The 18,214-nt window shown below is 60.1% G+C and carries 17 protein-coding genes and 1 pseudogene; 7 read left to right on the top strand and 11 right to left on the bottom strand.

The window, feature by feature from the left end; genetic code table 11:
• Nucleotides 1–8: 8 nt before the first annotated feature.
• The gene (locus ACYPXD_RS19865; RefSeq protein ID WP_459714860.1) at nt 9–1,943 is read left to right on the top strand and encodes a S9 family peptidase; all 1,935 of its coding nucleotides are present in this window, start codon (nt 9–11) and stop codon (nt 1,941–1,943) included.
• Nucleotides 1,944–2,035: 92 nt separating this feature from the next.
• Here ACYPXD_RS19865 and ACYPXD_RS19860 read toward each other — a convergent pair whose 3' ends face one another.
• The 3 genes from ACYPXD_RS19860 to ACYPXD_RS19850 form a co-directional block, all read right to left on the bottom strand.
• Nucleotides 2,036–2,539 carry a DUF417 family protein gene (locus tag ACYPXD_RS19860; RefSeq protein WP_459714858.1) on the bottom strand — a complete coding sequence of 168 codons (504 nt, stop codon included), beginning with the start codon at nt 2,537–2,539 and terminating at the stop codon, nt 2,036–2,038.
• A 192-nt stretch (nt 2,540–2,731) separates the two neighbouring features.
• The gene (locus tag ACYPXD_RS19855; RefSeq protein WP_459714855.1) at nt 2,732–3,361 is read right to left on the bottom strand and encodes a cysteine hydrolase family protein; all 630 of its coding nucleotides are present in this window, start codon (nt 3,359–3,361) and stop codon (nt 2,732–2,734) included.
• Between the two features lie 192 nt (nt 3,362–3,553).
• Nucleotides 3,554–4,966, bottom strand: a complete 1,413-nt coding sequence (locus ACYPXD_RS19850; protein ID WP_459714853.1) for an amidase — start codon at nt 4,964–4,966, stop codon at nt 3,554–3,556.
• 312 nt (nt 4,967–5,278) lie between these two features.
• Here ACYPXD_RS19850 and ACYPXD_RS19845 point away from each other — a divergent pair, with 312 nt between their 5' ends.
• From ACYPXD_RS19845 to ACYPXD_RS19835, 3 genes are all read left to right on the top strand, one after another.
• Nucleotides 5,279–5,854: a TetR/AcrR family transcriptional regulator gene (locus ACYPXD_RS19845; RefSeq protein ID WP_459714850.1), complete on the top strand. Its 576-nt coding sequence runs from the start codon at nt 5,279–5,281 to the stop codon at nt 5,852–5,854.
• A gap of 542 nt (nt 5,855–6,396) precedes the next feature.
• Nucleotides 6,397–6,750, top strand: a complete 354-nt coding sequence (locus ACYPXD_RS19840; protein ID WP_459714848.1) for a BON domain-containing protein — start codon at nt 6,397–6,399, stop codon at nt 6,748–6,750.
• A gap of 56 nt (nt 6,751–6,806) precedes the next feature.
• Nucleotides 6,807–7,115: a hypothetical protein gene (locus ACYPXD_RS19835; protein ID WP_459714846.1), complete on the top strand. Its 309-nt coding sequence runs from the start codon at nt 6,807–6,809 to the stop codon at nt 7,113–7,115.
• Nucleotides 7,116–7,281: 166 nt separating this feature from the next.
• Here the strand turns inward: ACYPXD_RS19835 and ACYPXD_RS19830 are convergent, their stop codons facing one another.
• Nucleotides 7,282–7,524: a hypothetical protein gene (locus tag ACYPXD_RS19830; RefSeq protein WP_459714843.1), complete on the bottom strand. Its 243-nt coding sequence runs from the start codon at nt 7,522–7,524 to the stop codon at nt 7,282–7,284.
• Nucleotides 7,525–7,625: 101 nt separating this feature from the next.
• Nucleotides 7,626–8,432, bottom strand: a complete 807-nt coding sequence (locus ACYPXD_RS19825; RefSeq protein WP_459714841.1) for a DUF2306 domain-containing protein — start codon at nt 8,430–8,432, stop codon at nt 7,626–7,628.
• 663 nt (nt 8,433–9,095) lie between these two features.
• Here ACYPXD_RS19825 and ACYPXD_RS19820 point away from each other — a divergent pair.
• Nucleotides 9,096–10,178, top strand: a complete 1,083-nt coding sequence (locus ACYPXD_RS19820; RefSeq protein ID WP_459714839.1) for an acyltransferase family protein — start codon at nt 9,096–9,098, stop codon at nt 10,176–10,178.
• 38 nt (nt 10,179–10,216) lie between these two features.
• On the opposite strand, the pseudogene ACYPXD_RS19815 reads toward ACYPXD_RS19820, so the two are convergent.
• From ACYPXD_RS19815 to ACYPXD_RS19805, 3 genes and pseudogenes are all read right to left on the bottom strand, one after another.
• A pseudogene (locus tag ACYPXD_RS19815) lies at nt 10,217–10,441 on the bottom strand (acetamidase/formamidase family protein); the annotation flags it as partial.
• A gap of 104 nt (nt 10,442–10,545) precedes the next feature.
• Complete coding sequence (locus ACYPXD_RS19810) at nt 10,546–10,746, bottom strand: copper chaperone (RefSeq protein ID WP_459714836.1); 201 nt, start codon at nt 10,744–10,746, stop codon at nt 10,546–10,548.
• 149 nt (nt 10,747–10,895) lie between these two features.
• Entirely contained in the window at nt 10,896–11,543 is a 648-nt protein-coding gene (locus ACYPXD_RS19805; RefSeq protein ID WP_459714834.1) for an isochorismatase family protein, read from the bottom strand.
• Nucleotides 11,544–11,908: 365 nt separating this feature from the next.
• Here ACYPXD_RS19805 and ACYPXD_RS19800 point away from each other — a divergent pair, with 365 nt between their 5' ends.
• On the top strand, nt 11,909–13,438 hold the full coding sequence (locus ACYPXD_RS19800; protein ID WP_459714831.1) for an HdeD family acid-resistance protein: 1,530 nt from the start codon (nt 11,909–11,911) through the stop codon (nt 13,436–13,438).
• A gap of 28 nt (nt 13,439–13,466) precedes the next feature.
• On the opposite strand, the gene ACYPXD_RS19795 is transcribed toward ACYPXD_RS19800, so the two are convergent.
• The 3 genes from ACYPXD_RS19795 to ACYPXD_RS19785 all read right to left on the bottom strand — a co-directional run bounded on the left by ACYPXD_RS19795 (nt 13,467) and on the right by ACYPXD_RS19785 (nt 16,696).
• Nucleotides 13,467–14,990, bottom strand: a complete 1,524-nt coding sequence (locus ACYPXD_RS19795; protein WP_459714828.1) for a CoA-acylating methylmalonate-semialdehyde dehydrogenase — start codon at nt 14,988–14,990, stop codon at nt 13,467–13,469.
• A gap of 92 nt (nt 14,991–15,082) precedes the next feature.
• Nucleotides 15,083–16,012 (bottom strand): aldo/keto reductase, encoded by a 930-nt coding sequence (locus tag ACYPXD_RS19790; RefSeq protein ID WP_459714826.1) that lies wholly within the window; start codon nt 16,010–16,012, stop codon nt 15,083–15,085.
• 45 nt (nt 16,013–16,057) lie between these two features.
• Nucleotides 16,058–16,696, bottom strand: coding sequence for a VOC family protein (locus tag ACYPXD_RS19785; protein ID WP_459714824.1), 639 nt, complete (start codon nt 16,694–16,696; stop codon nt 16,058–16,060).
• A 295-nt stretch (nt 16,697–16,991) separates the two neighbouring features.
• Between ACYPXD_RS19785 and ACYPXD_RS19780 the strand changes: the two genes are divergently transcribed.
• Nucleotides 16,992–18,206: a YeeE/YedE family protein gene (locus ACYPXD_RS19780; RefSeq protein ID WP_459714822.1), complete on the top strand. Its 1,215-nt coding sequence runs from the start codon at nt 16,992–16,994 to the stop codon at nt 18,204–18,206.
• Nucleotides 18,207–18,214: the final 8 nt, after the last annotated feature.

Raw genomic sequence — 18,214 nt, 5'->3', positions numbered from 1 at the left:
CCGGACACATGAAAACCGTTCCTGCAATCGCACCGTATGGAGCCTGGAAGTCTCCTGTTACGACGGATCTGATCGTCGGCGACACGATCCGTCTCGGTCAGCCCGCTATTACGGACGGCGCCATCTATTGGACCGAAGGCCGCCCGCAGGAGCAGGGACGCAACGCGCTCGTCCGCTACGCGGGCGGCGGCGCCGCCGACCTGCTCGCGCCGCCGGCCAACGTGCGCTCTCTAGTGCACGAGTACGGCGGCGGTGCCTATACGGTGGGACCGAGCGGTGTGTACTTCAGCAATGCGGTCGATCAACGCATCTATGCGCTCGACACAACCGGCGCGACGCGCGTATTGTCCGAAACCGGAACGGAAGGACTTCGCTTTGCCGACATGATCGAAGACAGCCGTCATCGACGGCTGATCGCCGTTTGTGAAGACCACCGCGGGCAAGATCACGAACCGGTCAACTTCCTCGCTGCAATCGATCTCGCTTCCGGCGTCCCCACGCGAATCGCCGACACGCACGACTTCTTTTCATCGCCGTGCCTGAGTCCCGATGGGAGCCGTCTTGCGTGGCTCGCGTGGAATCATCCGGACATGCCATGGGACGCCACGGAACTGTGGCTTGCCGACATCGACAGCGGTGGCCGCTTCGGCACCCCGCGCCGCATTGCGGCGGGCGTCACCGAGTCGCTGTTTCAACCGGCGTGGTCGCCCGCAGGGCAGCTTCATGTCGTGTCCGACCGCAGCGGCTGGTGGAATCTCTATCGCGTCGATGGGGACGAGATGATTGCGCTGTACCCGATCGCGGCGGAATTCGGCAAGCCGCAATGGCTGTTCGGCATGACGACCTATGGCTTCGATGCAATCGGACGCATCCTCTGCATCTATGAACAGGACACCGATTCTCGTCTGGCCATATTCGATCCGATCGCGCAAACCTTCGAGCCGATCGACACGCCGTTCTGCATGATGCGCGATCTGCACGTGCGCGGCGATAAAGCGGTGTTCGTCGCGGCCACGCCCGCGTCGTCCGAAGCGGTCGTCGAGTTCGATCTGATGGCCCGCACGCATCGCGTGCTTCGCGGTTCGAGCCGCACCGACGCGGACGCCGCCTATACGTCGATCGCGCAGCCGATCAGTTATCCATCGACGGGCGGCAGGACCGCGCATGCGCTGTACTATCCGCCATTCAACGCGGACTATGCGGGCCCCGCCGATGAACGCCCCCCCTTGCTCGTGATGGCGCATGGCGGCCCGACAAGCTCTTCCGATCGCTCGTTCAAGTGGAACGTGCAATTCTGGACCAGCCGCGGCTTCGCGGTGGTGGACGTCAACTACAGCGGCAGCAGCGGCTACGGTCGCGCGTACCGGCAGCAACTGAGCGGTCGCTGGGGCGTCGACGATGTCGACGACGCGGTCGCCGCGGCCGCTTATTTGGTCAACCACGGGCTCGCCGATGAAAACCGCCTCGCAGTACGAGGCGCCAGCGCCGGCGGCTATCTGACGCTTTGCGCGCTAACCTTCCACAACTGCTTCAAGGCGGGCGCAAGCCACTATGGAATCGGCGATCTCGAAGCGCTGCTGCGCGGAACGCACAAATTCGAATCGCGCTACCTGTTCCGGCTGGTCGGCCCATACCCGGAGCAAAAGGCGCTCTATCGCGAGCGCTCGCCGATCAATCATGCCGACCGGCTATCGTGCGCGATGATTCTTTTCCAGGGCGGCAAAGACAAGGTCGTACCGCCCGATCAGGCTGAAGCGATGTACCGCTCGGTGCGCGCGAAGGGTTTGCCCGTTGCATCCATCGTGTTTCCAGAGGAGCAGCATGGCTTTCGGGTCGCCGACAATATCCGGCGCTGCCTCGAAGCCGAGTTGTACTTTTACGGAAAGATTTTCGGCTTCGAGATTGCCGACGCGATCGAGCCGATCGAGATCGACAACCTTTAAAACAGCGCGCGGAGTATCGAACGTGATCCGCCTCGATATGATCTGCTCAGGACGTCGGCGATGGCGGTCGGCATCACCGCAGAACGATTCCGTCATGCGTGTCCGGAAGTAGCCCGGGCCTCGATCACTCGGGCAACGTCTTGCTTGAGCAGGTAGACGGAGACAACGAGCAAAACCAGATCCTTCAAAAGGAAGGCCGAAACGATGGTCATGGCAGGAAAGCCTCCCGCGGCGGCATCCCACGCGCCAGGTGCGAATGGAAAGATCGAGAAAGTAGCAATGAAGCTGAACGTGGAACCCAGAGCGCCGAGCACACCCAGTTTCTTGTTCCAGTACCCTAGGAACAGCAACGAGCCAAAGGTCCATTCGGCGGTTCCAAGCAGAATGCTGGTGCCTCCCACGCCGAGGACCGGAATCATCCAGAAGATAAGCGGGCCGTGGGTGATTAACGGAACGAGATCTGTAATTTCGGCATTAAACCATTTGTCGTAGCCGAACCACGCGAAGATGATCACCATCGCCGCGCGCAGCAGGTGGTAGTCGAGATTGCGCGTCAGAAGACCCGAACGGCCGAGCAGGTTGACAAGGTAATTCATGATTCTCTCCATATAGTGCGGGGACCTGGTGCTCACCGTTGAAAACACATTTCACCGGTTCGCGTTCGTCAGTGGCGCCAGTATGTCCGTCGGGAGAGGTGCTTTTAATACTCAATTGACTCGCAAAATTGACTGAAAGTATCACGTGGCCGCTGGCCGGCGGACCGCGCACCGCGGATGATGAGTGTGGAGTCAAATCTTCCCGTGCGCGCGAAGATTTGAGTCGTAGATGTTGTCGCACGCGACGTGGGTGGGATGGTTCAGATTTTTCACCCACTCTTCGGTCGACAGGGTTGCCGCATAGGTGGACTCCATGATGACCGTGATGATGCGATGCATCTCCTCCGCAGTCGCGCGGCCCGCCTTGTTCTGATACGACAGCGAACCGGCCGCATCCGGCAGGAACTCGACGCGATAGCCCTTGTGCATGGCTTCGCGCATCGTGGAGTCATTGCAGTTCTGCGTCATGTAGCCGATGACTGTCAAAGTATCGATCTGCCGTTCCGTCAGCCAGTCCTCGAAACCGGCACCGGAAAAAACGCTTGGCAAAACTTTGGTCGTGACGCAGTCGTGGGGGCGGTCCGCGACGCTGGCATGTAGTTCCGCGCCAACGCTACCCTCTGCGAATATCGGTGCATCCGCGGGCAGGACGTGCTTCACTAGCACGACCGGAACGCCATGTGCATTGGCGGCGTCAATTGCCTTGGCGATATTCGGCAACGAGGACGCGACAGGCGGATATTCGATGCGGAAGTTGCCAGTGATGTATTCGTTCTGCACGTCGATGACAATCAACGCGCGACGTGGTGCTTGTTGAGACACAGTGCTACCTCTGGAAATGCTGTCGGCAGACGACAGTTAACAAGTAAAGACAGTTGATTCCTCGACGCCAGGCGAGTCGCCCGGCGTCCCGATTACAGCGTTAAGACCTGTAGCACCGCTTCGGCAAATGCCTTGGGTGCTTCCCGCGGCAGGTTATGTTCGATGCCGCTCTCGACGTCGCCATGGCGCGACTCAGATGTTTGACAGGTCAGGATAACGGCCACGCACCGGGCTCACTGCTTCGAGTAGCGAAGCGAGGTGCAGGATCGTCGACTCCGCCATCCACGGTGAGACGAGTTGCACGCCGATCGGCAGCCCTTCGTCGCTTGTACCGAACCGCAGCGACAGGCCCGGAAGCCCGGTCACATTGAGGGGCGCGGTTGCAGTCATGACGTGCAACGAAGACACCAATTGCCCGTTGATGTTGAATTCCGCAGCGTCATGTCCGTGTGCCGGCACCGGGGTCACCGGGCAAAGCAATGCGTCGTAGTGCCGGAAATACTCGGCGAAGCCATCGCGCAATTGTTCGGACTTCTGCTCCGCGTCGACGAAATCGGCGATCGAGGTGTCCGGCGTGTCAAAGATCCCCTGAACATGCTTGAAGATTTTGTCCTCGTGCCCGGCCGTCACCTTCTTGAAGGCAGGCTTGGTTTCCATGACCTGAAGTTTCCACAGCAATTCCAGCGCGTTGATCTGCTCGAGCACGGGAATACGTACCTGCTCCATAGTGATGCCGAAACTCTTCAGTGCTTCGGCCGAGGCTTGCACGGTAGCCGCGACTTCGGCGTCGACGGGCGCGAACGCATCGACGAGCCAGCCGACCCGAAGCGGCCGGCCCGGGGTGGACGCTATACCGACATCCAGCGTGAGCGGGGCGGTCGAAAATCCGTCCGAGCCGTCAGGACCGGCCAGAAGCGAATAGGCAAGTGCAACGTCGCGCACGCTGCGTGCCATCGGACCGATGTGCCAGAAGCGACGGGGCACGCGTGGCCAGATACCGGTCATCGGAATCCGTCCGTGGGTCGCTTTGAGTCCGACAACGCCAGTCAGGGCCGCCGGGCCGCGTACCGAGATAGCGATATCGGTTGCGAGCCCGATAGGCGACATGAGCGCCGCGATGGCCGCGGACTCACCACCACTCGATCCGCCCGGCGTGCGTTCCAGATTCCACGGGTTTTTCGTGCGTCCCGAGAGCAGGTTATCGGTCTCGATCCAGAACGAAAATTCCGGATGGTTGGTCTTCGCGAGCAGGATGCCGCCCGCCTTCTTCATGCGAGCCACGCTGGTTGCGTCGGTGTCGGGAACGCGGCCCTTGAAGATAGGCGACGCACGTTGCGTCAGCACGCCGGCGGTATCGATCGAATCCTTCGCCGTGAAGGGGACGCCATGCAGGGGCCCCAGTTCTTTGCCTGTCATCACCGCAGCCTCCGCGACTCTCGCGGCTTCGATCGCGTCGTCGGCGACCGTGACGATGGCGTTGATTCTGGAATCGACAGCATCGATGCGGTCGAGATGCGCTTGCACAACCTCCACCGGTGAAACTTCCTTGTTGCGAATCAGTTCGGCGAGCCGGGTTGCGTCTTGGGAGATGAGTTCGATGCTCATGAGGAGCCCTTCTTAAGTGTCGAGGAAAGTAGCCAACAAGGTCAGGTCTATCGACTACCTAACGTTTGTTAGGGCGAAGAATAGGCGTTATACTTGGATCCGTCAACATCCTTTGAGCTGATCGAATGGGCGGCGGTCGCGGCCGCCGCGACGGTTGCCGCGGGTGATCGGATCGCCCGGCTTATAACCTGTCGGCAAAAACTGAGGCAAACTACGCGGTGACTCCGCAGCACCGCTGCCGCGAGGCCGGCAGCATAGGTCGAGCCGCCTCCATGATTCCAGGGCGGTTTATCTTCATCGAGGGGAAAATTCGTGGCGAACCAGGAAAGCGCAAGTTCCAGTGACAAGATCCTGACGGCCGCAACAAGAATTGCGCAGGCACACGGTTACGGCGGATTAAACCTTCGTACCCTTGCCGAGGAGGTGGGTATTAAGGCTGCGAGTCTGTACCATCATTTCCCGAGCAAGGCCGATCTCGCTGCTGCTGTCGCCAGGCGCTATTGGGAAGATGCGGCGGCAGCACTTGAAGAGTTGTCGGCGAAGACGCCCAAGGCGCTCGACTGCCTGCGCAAATTCCCGGGGACGTTTCGCGCGTCGTTGGAAAACGACAACCGCATGTGTCTGGCCAGTTTCATGACCGCGGAATATGACGACTTGCCCGAAGTCGTGAAGAAAGAAGTCCAGACTTTTACTGACGTCAACGTCGCGTGGCTCACGAAAACGCTTGCGGCCGCGGAAATCGTCAGCCCGAGGGACGCCAGAAAGCGTGCGCGCGCCATATTTGCCGCGGTCTCCGGCGCGCAACTGATGGCGCGAGGCCGTTCCGATATCAAGCTGTTCGATGCGCTGATCGAAAGTTATCGGTCGGCCGGACTCTTGCCGGCGTAGGGAAAGTAAAGGAGGGGCCGTGCCGCTCGCAGTCGGTGATGGTCACATCGTCTCCGGGCGCATCAATGCATACGGCACAAACAGCAGCGCCAATGCAATCGTCGCGCCGGCAGCTTCAAATGCCGCGGGAATGTCGCTCAGATCGACCCGACATCCCCCGAGGTATGAACCCGACGCAACGGCGAATTGAGCCGTACAAACAATCGGCGCCGCACTCTTTTCAGAATCGGCAGACGCTAAAGTCGACGACGGCAGCGTGGAGTCAACGCAAGAACGCCGGATTGACAAACCTTATTCCCGTGCACGATGCGAGTTGAAGAAAACGTTTCGACTGCCTGATTCAAGGTACTTGATTTCGCAAGCAGGCATACGTCCGACGAAACGCTCGACGCAGGCGTTTTACATTGCCCGTCCAACCGCCCGGCCAGCGGGCGGGCGTCAGCTCGCAGGTTTCTCCCCAGTCGTGCAGGCGGCTTTGCTGGAAGCGGACTGTTGACTATCTTTGTTTCATCATCGGGCTCGGCCAAACAGGAGAGACGATCATGAAACCATTTAACGTTGCGAGTCTGCTCGTCGCCGCGGGATGCGTGGCGTTGATGCAGAACGTCTATGCGCAGGCCGCCGGGGCCGCACCGATGGCGTCAGGTCCTGTTGCCAGTTCAGGCAAGGCGACGCCGGCGGACAGGAAGCTGGCTCGCGATGTACGCAAGGCGTTATCGAAGGCGCCCAACTTCAATGTGTCGAACGTATTCGTCAAGGCGCGCGGTGGCGTCGTAACATTATCCGGCAGTGTGTCGGACGGTCTGCAGATCCAGCAGGCCTCAGAAGTGGCGATGGGCGTGTCGGGTGTAACGTCGGTGAGTAACCGCCTGACGATGTATACGAAAGGGTATTGACGCGTCCTGGCGGCGCAGGCACGGGCAGGTCGTCGTTTACCGGAGGGAGACGTGACATGAAGAACTCGCTGACCACCTTGCCGATACTTCTCGCGTCGGCATTCTCGCTCGTTGGCTGCGTCGCCGGCGGCACGACCGCAACCGAAGGGGGGTCGCATCTGAGCGCAACGCAATGCAGCGACCTCGCCGCTCTCAAGAGCGGATCTTCGACACCCGAGCGCAACCGAAGCGAATTAGCCGCGCTGAGGGCGGCAGGTTACGACCCGCTTCGGTTCGATCCGTACTATCCGAGCAATCTGCAGGCGGCGCAGCGTCAGGTGGATCGCTGGTATCAGCAGGAATGCCCGCAGGCGCGGCCGGGTTAAGGGACTTCGGCGATGAAACGGCGATCGATTCAAACAGCCACGGCGTAGTACAAGGTAGTCATTCCATTCCGCATGGTATGCACTGCCATTGTGACCAGAAAAGGACTGCCGCCTCTGCGGTCTTCAATCACGAACGTTGATGCCAGCACGAGTCCGATATCGAATGTCACGAGGACGTACGCAAGGCTGTATGCGGAGCGATCAGGAATCCGATCAGGATCATGGGTCCAAGTCCATGCTTGACGAATTCCGGGCCACCGGTGGACAGTTTGGGCATGACCAAGGTCAAAACCAGCATAGGCGCGGCTGCGACGTAAGTCAGCAGGAGCGCGATCAGCATCAGCGGGACCGATGGAAGTTGAGTGGCCCACGCAACGCTGCTTACCCAGTACCGCGCGATCGCTTTCAAAAGGTCTCTCCATCGACGATCCACATCCAGCCAAGGGACAGCCGATGATAAGCGACGTGCGCGATTTCGACGACGTTATTGAAGAGACAGGCACGGCCCAATCAATCGTGCCGCGCGTGCGTCCCGCTTAAATCAGCGAGTCGTTGCGTGATATGCGGCAACCAGTAGGAACGGCCAAAGAGAATAGTTGCGACAAGCACGAGCACCGCCATAAGGCCAATCGAAGCCGACCTTATCGTTCGCGCCGATTCGGTTTGTATTCCATCGCGTCGCCGGATGATCAGTTCCGCAATCGCGAGGTTGGGCACATAGAAGAAGAACGACATGATCCGGTCGAACGGCCCATCATAGGTATGCGAATGGTGCCCGAAGCCGCCGATCAGCTTAAGCCAGATTCCATAGTCCATTCGAAATAGCCACGATCCGATGCCTAGTGCAAATAGCCGAATGGCCCAGGCACGATGTATATCGAAGCGGCCGGCTCGAGCATGGCGCACCGTGTTGATGGCGCACAGCACCATCAATGCGCCATAGAGCGCAAAGCCGGTGGACATGACGGCTCCGCCTACCGTCCCTTCGAGGGCAATATAAACGATCCCGCCAACGCCCGTTGCAAGGGCTGCGGCGGCATAGATCCGACCCACCCAGCGATGCACTGCCGGAACTCGTGCGCGTAGCGGTGCGATCAACTGCATCGGGCCGAGAATGAGTACGACTGCACCCGCGAGGAAGTGCGCGCCGATTGCAGCGGTTGCGAGCATCGAACCGGGCTGGTAAATGCGAGGCAGCACTTCATTCCAGTCCTGCATCGTATGGGTGAGCAACGCGCCCTCGTAATAGATCACGATATAGGCGCTGAAAATGATCGCGCTGAGCCAGCAGACGATAAAAAGCAAGCGCGTTGACATTCGGCCGGCACGGCGCGACCGAATGGGGCTAGCCGGTATTGATGACGGTTGTGACATATGTTTTTTGCGGTTGAAAAGGCGTGATCTTTGGCGCATCGGCTGGGCATGGCGACCGCCTACGTCGATACGTCGCTCCCGGTGCTTTCCATCGAACGCCCGACAAGGGGAATTATTCCGGGCATGTGGCGCAACGGCGTCTCTTATTGAATAGGCCAACGGCGTCGCCACACTTTCATAAGCACAGGTTGTCCATGAATGCTTTCCACGATCGCCTTGACCTTGTCTTTTTCGCGAATCCGATTAAGCGAAGCGGCATCAGTCGCTTTAAACACTGTCGTTAGTGGCGCCATGCCAACGTTCCTTGGCGTCACCTGTCTGATCGCTACAAGGTCTGTCGCACGATCGATTTTCGTGACTTGTCTGGTTATAGGGTCGATGTGTCGCAGACAGAGTGGGTTGACCAATATGAATAGTCAGCCACATCGAGATCGGAAATTTGACTTTTGGTAGCGCGACGTTTCTCTGTTTGCAGGTTGTTTCTCAACAGAAGTTGAAAGAGCAACGAAAGTGCCATATGCGATATCCTTGCGCACTCGCGGCGCTGCGTCGCCCACCCGAGTAGGCCGCCGCGTCCATTTTGAAAGGAAGGAAACTGGCATCCGCATGACCCAACGCAAGTACACCAACCTCGATGCAATACGGGGACTCGCCGCTATCCTGATTGTGCTGCGCCATGCGCCTGTGATGTTCACTTCGCCGCAATTCCAGCAAAGCTATCTTGCGGTCGACATTTTCTTTGGCATGAGCGGCTTCGTCGTAGCAAACGCCTACGAGTCGCGACTCAAATCCGGAAGTCTCACCTTATCCACGTTCACGAGAATAAGGTTGATTCGTCTGCTGCCGCTTTATCTGCTCGGAACGCTTATTGGCCTCTTTGAGCATTTTTTCCAGGAACCCGGCGGCGAGCATGCAGGCGTGAGATCGGCGATAAGTGCGGCCTCGCTCGTGCTGCTCCCGCTACTGATGTTGCCGGCCAGAGCCAAGCCTCTGTATCCGGTCAACAATCCCGCATGGTCTCTGCTCTATGAAATCGTCGCAAATTGCGCGTACGCGAAATTCGTCGGGAAGGGCAAACGCATTCTCCTATCGGCGATCGTCGTGTCAGGTGCAGTGGTCTTCATATACTCGCTCTTGCACGACAGTCTCGACGCAGGGTGGAATGTATCCGACTCGTATATCGCGCTCGCGCGAGTCGTATTCGCGTTTTCAATCGGAGTGCTTCTGTATCGCAGACGCGCAGAGCGTGCACGTCACCGCGAAAGCGCCGCTTTGTCCGCGCTAACGCTGATGGGTACGGCGCTGATGCTCTGCATTAATGTGCATGCCGGTTGGTCAGGCATCGCTACCGCCGCTGAAGTCCTTCTGGGCGTCCCGGCGCTCGTTTATATGGCCACGGCCGCCGAGCCTCCATCACGCGTCGCGTCGCTATTTAAGCGGCTTGGGCAAGTCTCGTACGGCCTTTACATCACGCATGTACCCATCCTCATGTTCCTGTCCAAACTTCCCGTCAATAAGGAACGAATCTATGGTGTCAGTGGGCTCGTCGCATTTCTTTGCATGATGCTGGTGTTTGTCTTCATCCTCGACAAATATGTCGATATACCCGTGAGGCGTGCGCTCTCAAAACGCTTTGTCCGAAGCGAGTCGTTAAAGAAGACGCAAGTCCCGGTTACAACCGGGACGTAACGTGCATCGACCAACGCAAGCGACACATCGATATACACCGGCCCCGTCATCGGATGAACGCGATTGAGGTCGCAAGCGGGAACCTGGTCGGACGTCGTGTTCCAGTCGAACTGATTGTCGAACGCATCGCGCGTTTCGAACACGATATAGTCGCCCGGTGCAGCATGCGTCACCGGTTCGAGTGCCCAATGCAGCCGATTGAAGCAGACCGGATCGTCGATAGCGGTCGCGCCGCTCCTTCTGATCTCGCAGGTCTTCGTCACTTCGCCCTCCTTTACATAAGAGACAAAGATCGCGGCGACCGTCGCGATTGCCTGTCTCCCAGTTCAGGAAGAAAAGTAGCGCCTTACTCGTCAATCACCGCGTGCTATGCCTCGGAGATCGTGACGTCGTAGTCTTCGTCGTAGAAAGCGACAAGAAATTCTTCAGGCATCAGCCACGAATCGATGCTCACCGTCTTCGCGCCAACGTCGACGTCGATTTTCGCGTCGCCATCGACCCTCTTCATCGCATGTTCGAGCGTTGGAACATCGTCAGGGCGAATTTCATTTTTCACTGAGAATTTCATTGCCGCATCTCCGATAAATATCTAGAAGACAGTCTAGGATTTGCGGGGTTTCATCGACATGCCGGTTGTGACGGTTTGAGGACATTTTCCGCTCGCTTCCGGCCACGCGGCTTCCCGGATGGGGGAAGCCGCAAGTGACGTGACTCGCCTTATTTCATCTCGGCAACGACTTCTTCGGTTGTCAGCACTGCGTGCGCAAGGAACTGGTAGTTGACCAACGCCGCCTGATAGCCATCACCCCACTTCGGGTGGCGCGGCCCGGCGGTCGCATCTTTTACGACCGCGATCTCGAAGCCCTGCTCAAGTAATTCGCGCAGATGCGATTCGACGCAGATATTGGCCAGCATGCCGCCGAGTACGATCTTGCTCATGCCCCGTTTGCGCAACTGCAAGGTCAGATCGTTGGTCTGCGGTCCCCATACCTTATGCGGGCTCACAACAACCGTTTTTCCGTCTTCGATGTACGGCTTGAACCGCGCAAGCCAGTCCGCGCCCGACCCTTCAAAGCCGCCGAGATTCAACGGCCCCGTTCGCGCGAAACTTCGCGTCTCCACTTCGCCTTGCTCGAGCGGGCCGTATGACTTCCACGCGTAGTCGGTCGGATAAAAGTAGTGCGGCGAGATCAGGACGTCGTATTGCTTCTCTTTTGCCGCCTTGAAGATGCGCTCCATATTGTCGACCGTGTGGTTCTCGGTCACGCTCGCGCCCACGGCTCCCCAGTTCACGCCGTGCTCGCTCAGCACATCGTTTTGAGGGTCGATGAACACGACTGCGGTATCGCTGTTGCTAAGTTTCATGTCCGCTTCCTGGATGAGATGAGGTTGGGTTAAGTCGCCCTTTGCGGCGACTCAACCGTATCACCAGGAAGGGCGAAAATCTTCGATGTGGCCGAGCGGATTTTAAATTTGCACGCAGGCGCAGGCCAACCTGTTGGACACAGCTTCCGAAATAGATTGCACTGCGTGAAAACCGATAGCCGGACGTTGCCGAATGCTTTTGGTCAGAATCTTTAAGAACTGAATTAGCGCAGTTCCAGGGGTGGATTGTTCTGAACAATGACAAAGCTCGCATCGATTCGTGCGGAACGCACTATCATCGTGGTGTTGTCGGCGGTCACGTCGTTTGCTAGTTGCGATTCCTCAGCACAGGGAAGATCAAAGCCATGGTCCGTCTTGTGATGATCCTGCTCGGTGTCGACTACCTTCGCACGCGCTGGCGAGAGCTGCTCGCAGCAGGATTCCTGAGCACCGTGCTAGGCGTGGTGATTTTCTGCGATGCCCTCGACGGCGCGCTGTGGTTCCCCATCATTCCGTTTGCCGGCTTGCTTATGCTCGAAGGCGTCGCGACGCTTGCGGTCGCGTGGACCGGCATAGGCGGACAGCGCACGCTGCGCTATGTGAAAGGCGCGACCTTTATCGCGTCCGCGGATCTCGTGCTGATGGGAGGCGAGCACGGCAATTTCATCCTGTCGTTGATTTTCGGTACGCTGTTTCTCGCGGACGGCACACTCCAGATCATTGCCGCGGCACTCGTGCGTTACCGGACATGGAAGATGGCGATTGCCGGGGGCGTGCTGGAAATCGCCATTGCGATTTTCTTTTATCAGCCGTATCCCGATCACTACGCGGGCACCATCGCATACTGTGTCGCGTTCGGCTTGCTGTTCGGCGGCTGGAACATGACCTTGCTCGCGATACGTGTGCGGCGTATGACGACGAACCCGGTCGTGACCGACGAAAAGCGCACGGCGCATCGGGTCCCGGCGATGGAGACCGCCGAGGTAAGGGCGGCGGCCGCAGTGCCCACAGAGGTGTCCGGACAGATGCCCCCGAAAGGCGAGCCGAAGCCGCAAACGTCGCATGGGCTCGACAATCCTCCCCAACCAGAACCACGCGAACACGTTTTGACGATACACGTGTGGACGCCGGTTGGTTCCGCGAAATCGCAGGCGCGGCGGCAGCCGGTCATCGACCGCTACATTGCCGCGGTCGATCGAAACGGTGCGATCTCGACAGGCCATGCGGCGCTCGAATCGGCCGAGGGCGTTTATATCAGCCTGTACCCGGCCGTTGAAATCGAGCGGTCGCCGGAGGAGTTCTCGCGCATTCTGCGCGCGACGCGCGATAACGATGTGCCCGGTCTGTTCCAGCCCGACTACGAAACCGAAGCGAAGGCGTGGTGTCCTTCCACGCGGCAGGTGCGTATACGCAACTACGATGCCGCACGGCTCGAACGCTTCTGGGACGAATACCGCCGCACGACAACCTATAACCTGACGTACCGCAATTGCTCGAGCACGGTCGCGAAGGCATTGGAAGCGGCGATCGAAGGGGCGTCGGCGCGGGCGTGGGGAAAGGATCGCGGCTGGAAGCCGTTGCTGCATATTGCCGTGACGCCCGAGCTATGGGTCGCGGCGCAAGTCAGAAAACGCGCGGCGACGATGGCCTGGACGCCGGGGCTCACGCTCGACTACGCGCGTGCGCTGAGCATGCTCGCGGATCCGCACCCTTCCGGATGGGTGAAGATGGCGCGCCTCGCGCTACGAACGATGCACGAATCGCGCATGCGCTGGCGAGCGGAGAAAGCGGCGTCGCCGAACATCGACGACAACGACGTGGCAGAACCGGCTGTGCGATCGGTGTCGGCCGTTACCGACGCGAATGTCGGCGCCGACACGAGCGCGCAGCGCTGATTCTCCGCCGGTCGCCCGATCTCCTGGTTCAGCGGGCCACCGGCATCGCAAACTCCGCACCTTTGGCGATACTGTCGGGCCAACGTTGCATCACGCTCTTGTAGTGCGTATAAAAGCGCACGGCCTCCTCGCCGTACGCGTGATGATCGCCGAACAGCGATCGCTTCCATCCGCCGAACGAATGCCAGGCGACCGGCACCGGCGCGGGCACATTGATGCCCACCATGCCCACCTGAATTTGCCGCGAAAATACGCGCGCCGAGCCGCCGTCGGTGGTGAAGAGCGATACGCAATTCCCCAGTTCGTGCGCATTGACGAGTGCGATCGCGCTCTTGAGATCGGGCATGCGAACCACCGACAGCACCGGCCCAAAAATCTCTTCGCGATAGATGCGCATGTCGGGTTTCACGTCGTCGAACAGCGAGCCACCGAGAAAAAAGCCCGCTTCGTGTCCGGGCACGCTCAGCCCGCGGCCATCGACGACTAGCTTCGCACCACCCGCCACGCCCGCATCGATATAACCCAGCACCTTCGTGCGATGCGCGGCCGTGACAAGCGGCCCCATGTCGAGATCGGGCTCCATGCCGCCGCCGATCCTGAGCGAGCGCACGCGCGGCACGAGACGTTCGACCAGTTCATCGGCAATGCGCCCGACCGCCACCACCACCGAGGTCGCCATACAGCGCTCGCCGGCCGAGCCATACGCCGAGCCGATCACCGCATTGACGGTCAGATCGAGATCGGCGTCGGGCATCGCGATCAGATGGTTTTTCGCACTGCCCAGCGACTGCACGCGCTTGCCGTGCTTCGCACTTTCACGATGGATATATTCGGCCACTGGCGTGGAAGTCACCGACGATATCGCGGCCACATCGGGATGTTCGATCAACGCATCGACGGTTTCCTTATGACCGTGTACGACATTGAACACGCCTTTGGGAAAGCCGGCCTCGATGAACAGCTCGGCCAGGCGGATGGAGGGCGATGGCGTTTGCTCCGAGGGTTTGAGCACGAACGTGTTGCCGCACGAGGCCGCCATGGCAAACATCCAGCACGGCACCACCACAGGAAAATTGAATGGCGTGACGCCCGCGGCCACACCGAGCGGCTGACGCAGATTCCAGGCGTCCATGCCGCCGGAGACCTGATCCGTGAAGTCGGTCTTGAGCAGAGTCGGAATGCCGCAAGCGAATTCGACGATTTCGATGCCGCGCAGCACCTCCCCCTGCGCATCCGAAAACAGCTTGCCGTGATCGCGCGTAATGAGCCCGGCGATTTCGTCCAGATGCTCGTCGAGCAGTTGCTTGAACCTGAACATCTTGCGGGCGCGCTTGAGCGGCGGTGTTTCGCTCCACGCAGGGAATGCGGCTTTCGCGGCCGCAACCGCCTCGCCGACATCGGCTGCATTCGCGAACGGCACGCGGGCGGCCACCCGGCCTTGCGCCGGATCGAATACGTTGCCGAACCGACCGCTCGCGCCCGCGGCGCATTGACCACCGATGAAATGACTGAGCTCGCGCACGCACGCGGCGTCCTGATCTGCTTCGCTCATAAAGCCCTCCTCGCGAGGGATGCGGGCATTGCCGCAGCGCGGTGCGCGGCTTGAACGCCCCTGGGGACGGTTAAGGTTTCGCGACTGCCGGCTTAGGAGAGGAAGCTCCCGCTGCCGGTGTTCACGACTTCATTGAACCTTTGCCGCGTTTCAATTCGATTGATCGCGTCGAAGGCATCGGTGGGAAGAGCGGAGAGGTTGAAATTCTCGCGCGCGCGGGCCGCGGTTTTGGGCGTGGTGAGTACCGCAGTGCCGCGCTGCACGGCCCAGGCAAGCAGCACTTGCGCCGGCGTTTTGGCCACTTGCCCGGCAATCTGTGTAACGACCGGATCTTCCAGCGGCCCGGGTCTGATCCCGTGACCGAGCGGCGCAAAAGCCAGAAACACGATCTTTCGCTTACCGCAGAATTCAAGCAGCTCAGTTTCGGGAAGGTAAGGATGAGCTTCGACTTCGATCACGGCCGGCTTGATTCGCGCCGAATCGTAAAGCGGCGCCAGGTCTTTCAACGTGATGTCGGACATACCGATGGCCCGGCACTTGCCGCGGTCGACGAGATCTTCCATCGCCTGCCATGTGTCAAGCAGGCTCACGCCGGTGTCGTAGAGCACATCGCCGTTTTCATCGCGCGGATCCTGTTCCTCGCCGGCCTGAAAAGCGAAGGGCGTATGCATGAGGTAAAGATCGAGGTAATCGAGCCCAAGCCTTTCAAGGCTTGCGGAAAAAGCCGCTTCGACACGCTCGGACCGATGGTTGGTATTCCATAGCTTGGACGTCACGAAGATTGCTTCACGGGCGATTCCCCCAGCCGCGAGTCCCGCCTTTAGTGCCTCGCCTACTTCACGCTCGTTTCGATAACGTTCGGCGCAATCGAAGTGTCGATATCCAGCTTCGATCGCGTACCGCGTGGCGATTTGCGTCGTGACAGCATCGGCGATCAGCGTACCGAATCCGACGGCGGGAATGCGGCCGCCTCCGTGATTCAGCGTCATCGTTCTGCTTCGAAAATCGGAAGGCTCTTCCATACAAGGATCTCCACACGCTTTCGCGTTCAGCCGTCATTCGCTGCCTTACTCGCCTTTATCCCCCGTACCGTCCGATTCGCGCCCGAGAAATTCCGCGTACCAGTCCGCCCAGTTTTCATCATGCTTACCCGTCGCTTTCTCGTGTTCGCCGTGTGCGGCCGCGGCACGGCGCAGCGCAGCCGCAAGCTCTTGCGGCGAGGTGAAGGCGATGTTCGGCGCGTCCACGCGTCCGGGCAGGCGAGTGGTGACTTCCTGAAAGACCCAGCCGTTTCCGTCGGGATCGCTAAACAAAGCAAAAGAGCCGTAGCTGTTGCGCTCCGGATGCAGGCCGCTCACGCGTCCTTCGTCGCCCGCATGGTGGAAGAGGCCGCCGGCGTCGTGAAACACTTCGCTCACGTCGACGCCACGCGCCGCGAGCGCTTCGCGCGCCGCAACGACATCGGAGACGATCAGGTGCAGTCCTTGCACCGAGCCCGGTTTTTCCGCTGTAACGCCTTTGCCGAACAGAATTGAGCAGTGTGAGCCGGGCGGCGTGAAGTGCACCACGCGAAATGGGTCGCCCTTCGCGATATCGACGTCGAGTCTCCAGCCCAAGCTGGCGTAAAACTGTTTGGCACGATCGACGTCCGATACCGGGATGACGACGACCTCCAGCTTCATGTCGACTGTTTTTGCATTGCTCATGTCGCGATCTCCTTGAGTTTGGGATGCTCCGAGGACGGCACATGCAAACAGACAGGCTACAGCAGCGGCGACTCGCGCCGCTTCAAAATCGCACTAATCATCGATCGAATCGTCGATCGGAGAGGCGGTGGAGACGGCGATCGAATCGTCGTACAAAGCGGCATGTGCACATAGAGTGCGGCCCGGCGTTTGCGCACAGTGACCATCGCTGTGTCGCCCATTTCCACGCCGTGCAAGCTTGCGCCAATCGCGAGAAAATATGCGTTTTGTTCACGTCTTTTTAAGCGCATTCGACATGTCCGACCTGACTTCCACGATTTCCCGCCGTGCCGACATCGATCCCGGCCCCCTCGGCGTGGCCTTGCTATTGATCATCGCCGGTGCGTTGTTCCTCGCGCAGACGGTCAGCGCGGTTCAGGCAGCGCTGTACGTGGTCGGCGCGCTGCTCGGCATTGCGCTGTATCACGCCGCATTCGGCTTTACTTCCGCGTGGCGCGTCTTTATTGCAGACGGACGCGGCGCCGGCCTGCGCGCGCAGATGCTGATGCTTGCCGTCGGGGTCGCACTCTTCTTTCCCGCGCTGGCATCGGGCACGCTATTCGGCCATCCGGTGACCGGCCTGGTGTCGCCGGCCGGCACGTCGGTGGTAGCCGGCGCATTCCTGTTCGGCCTCGGCATGCAGCTCGGCGGCGGCTGCGCATCGGGCACGCTTTACACGGTCGGCGGTGGCAGCACGCGGATGATCGTGACGCTGATCGCATTCGTCGCCGGATCCGTCATCGCGACCGCGCATATGCCTTTCTGGACCGCGCTGCCGGGGTTGCCCGCCATCTCGCTTGTGAAGACCCTCGGCGCGGCGCCCGCATTGTTGCTCAACTGGGCGCTCTTTGCGTTGATTGCGGCGATAACCGTGGTGATCGAAAAACGCCGGCATGGCCGGCTGGTTGCGGCGCATACGCAACCGCCGCACGCTTCGCCGTGGCTGCATGGTCCCTGGCCGCTGCTGGCAGGCGCAATCGCACTCGCGGTGCTCAACTTCGCCACGCTCGCGCTTTCGGGCCGCCCCTGGGGCATTACGTCGGCGTTCGCGCTGTGGGGCGCGAAGGCGGCTTCGGCGCTCGGCTTCGATGTCGCGAACTGGGCGTACTGGACCAGCAAGCCAAACGCTGCGGCGCTCGCCGCGCCGATCTCGCACGACGTGACCTCGGTCATGGATATCGGCATCGTGATCGGCGCGATGCTGGCGGCTGCGCTGGCCGGCCGCTATGCGCCCGTCTGGCGCGTGCCGCTGCGCTCGCTGGTGGCCGCGGTCGTTGGTGGACTGCTGCTCGGATATGGCGCACGCCTCGCATACGGCTGCAACATCGGCGCCTATTTCAGCGGCATCGTGTCGGGTAGCCTGCATGGTTGGTTGTGGGTCGTCGCGGCATTTTTCGGCAATGTGCTTGGCACGCGTCTGCGGCCGTTGTTCGGCCTGGAAGTGGAGCGGCTTGCGCCGACCGCGTGCTAGCCAACAGG

Source organism: Paraburkholderia sp. 2C (assembly GCF_054589215.1).
Note: the sequence above shows the minus strand (reverse complement) of the source record. Positions and strands in the feature narration are given on the sequence as shown.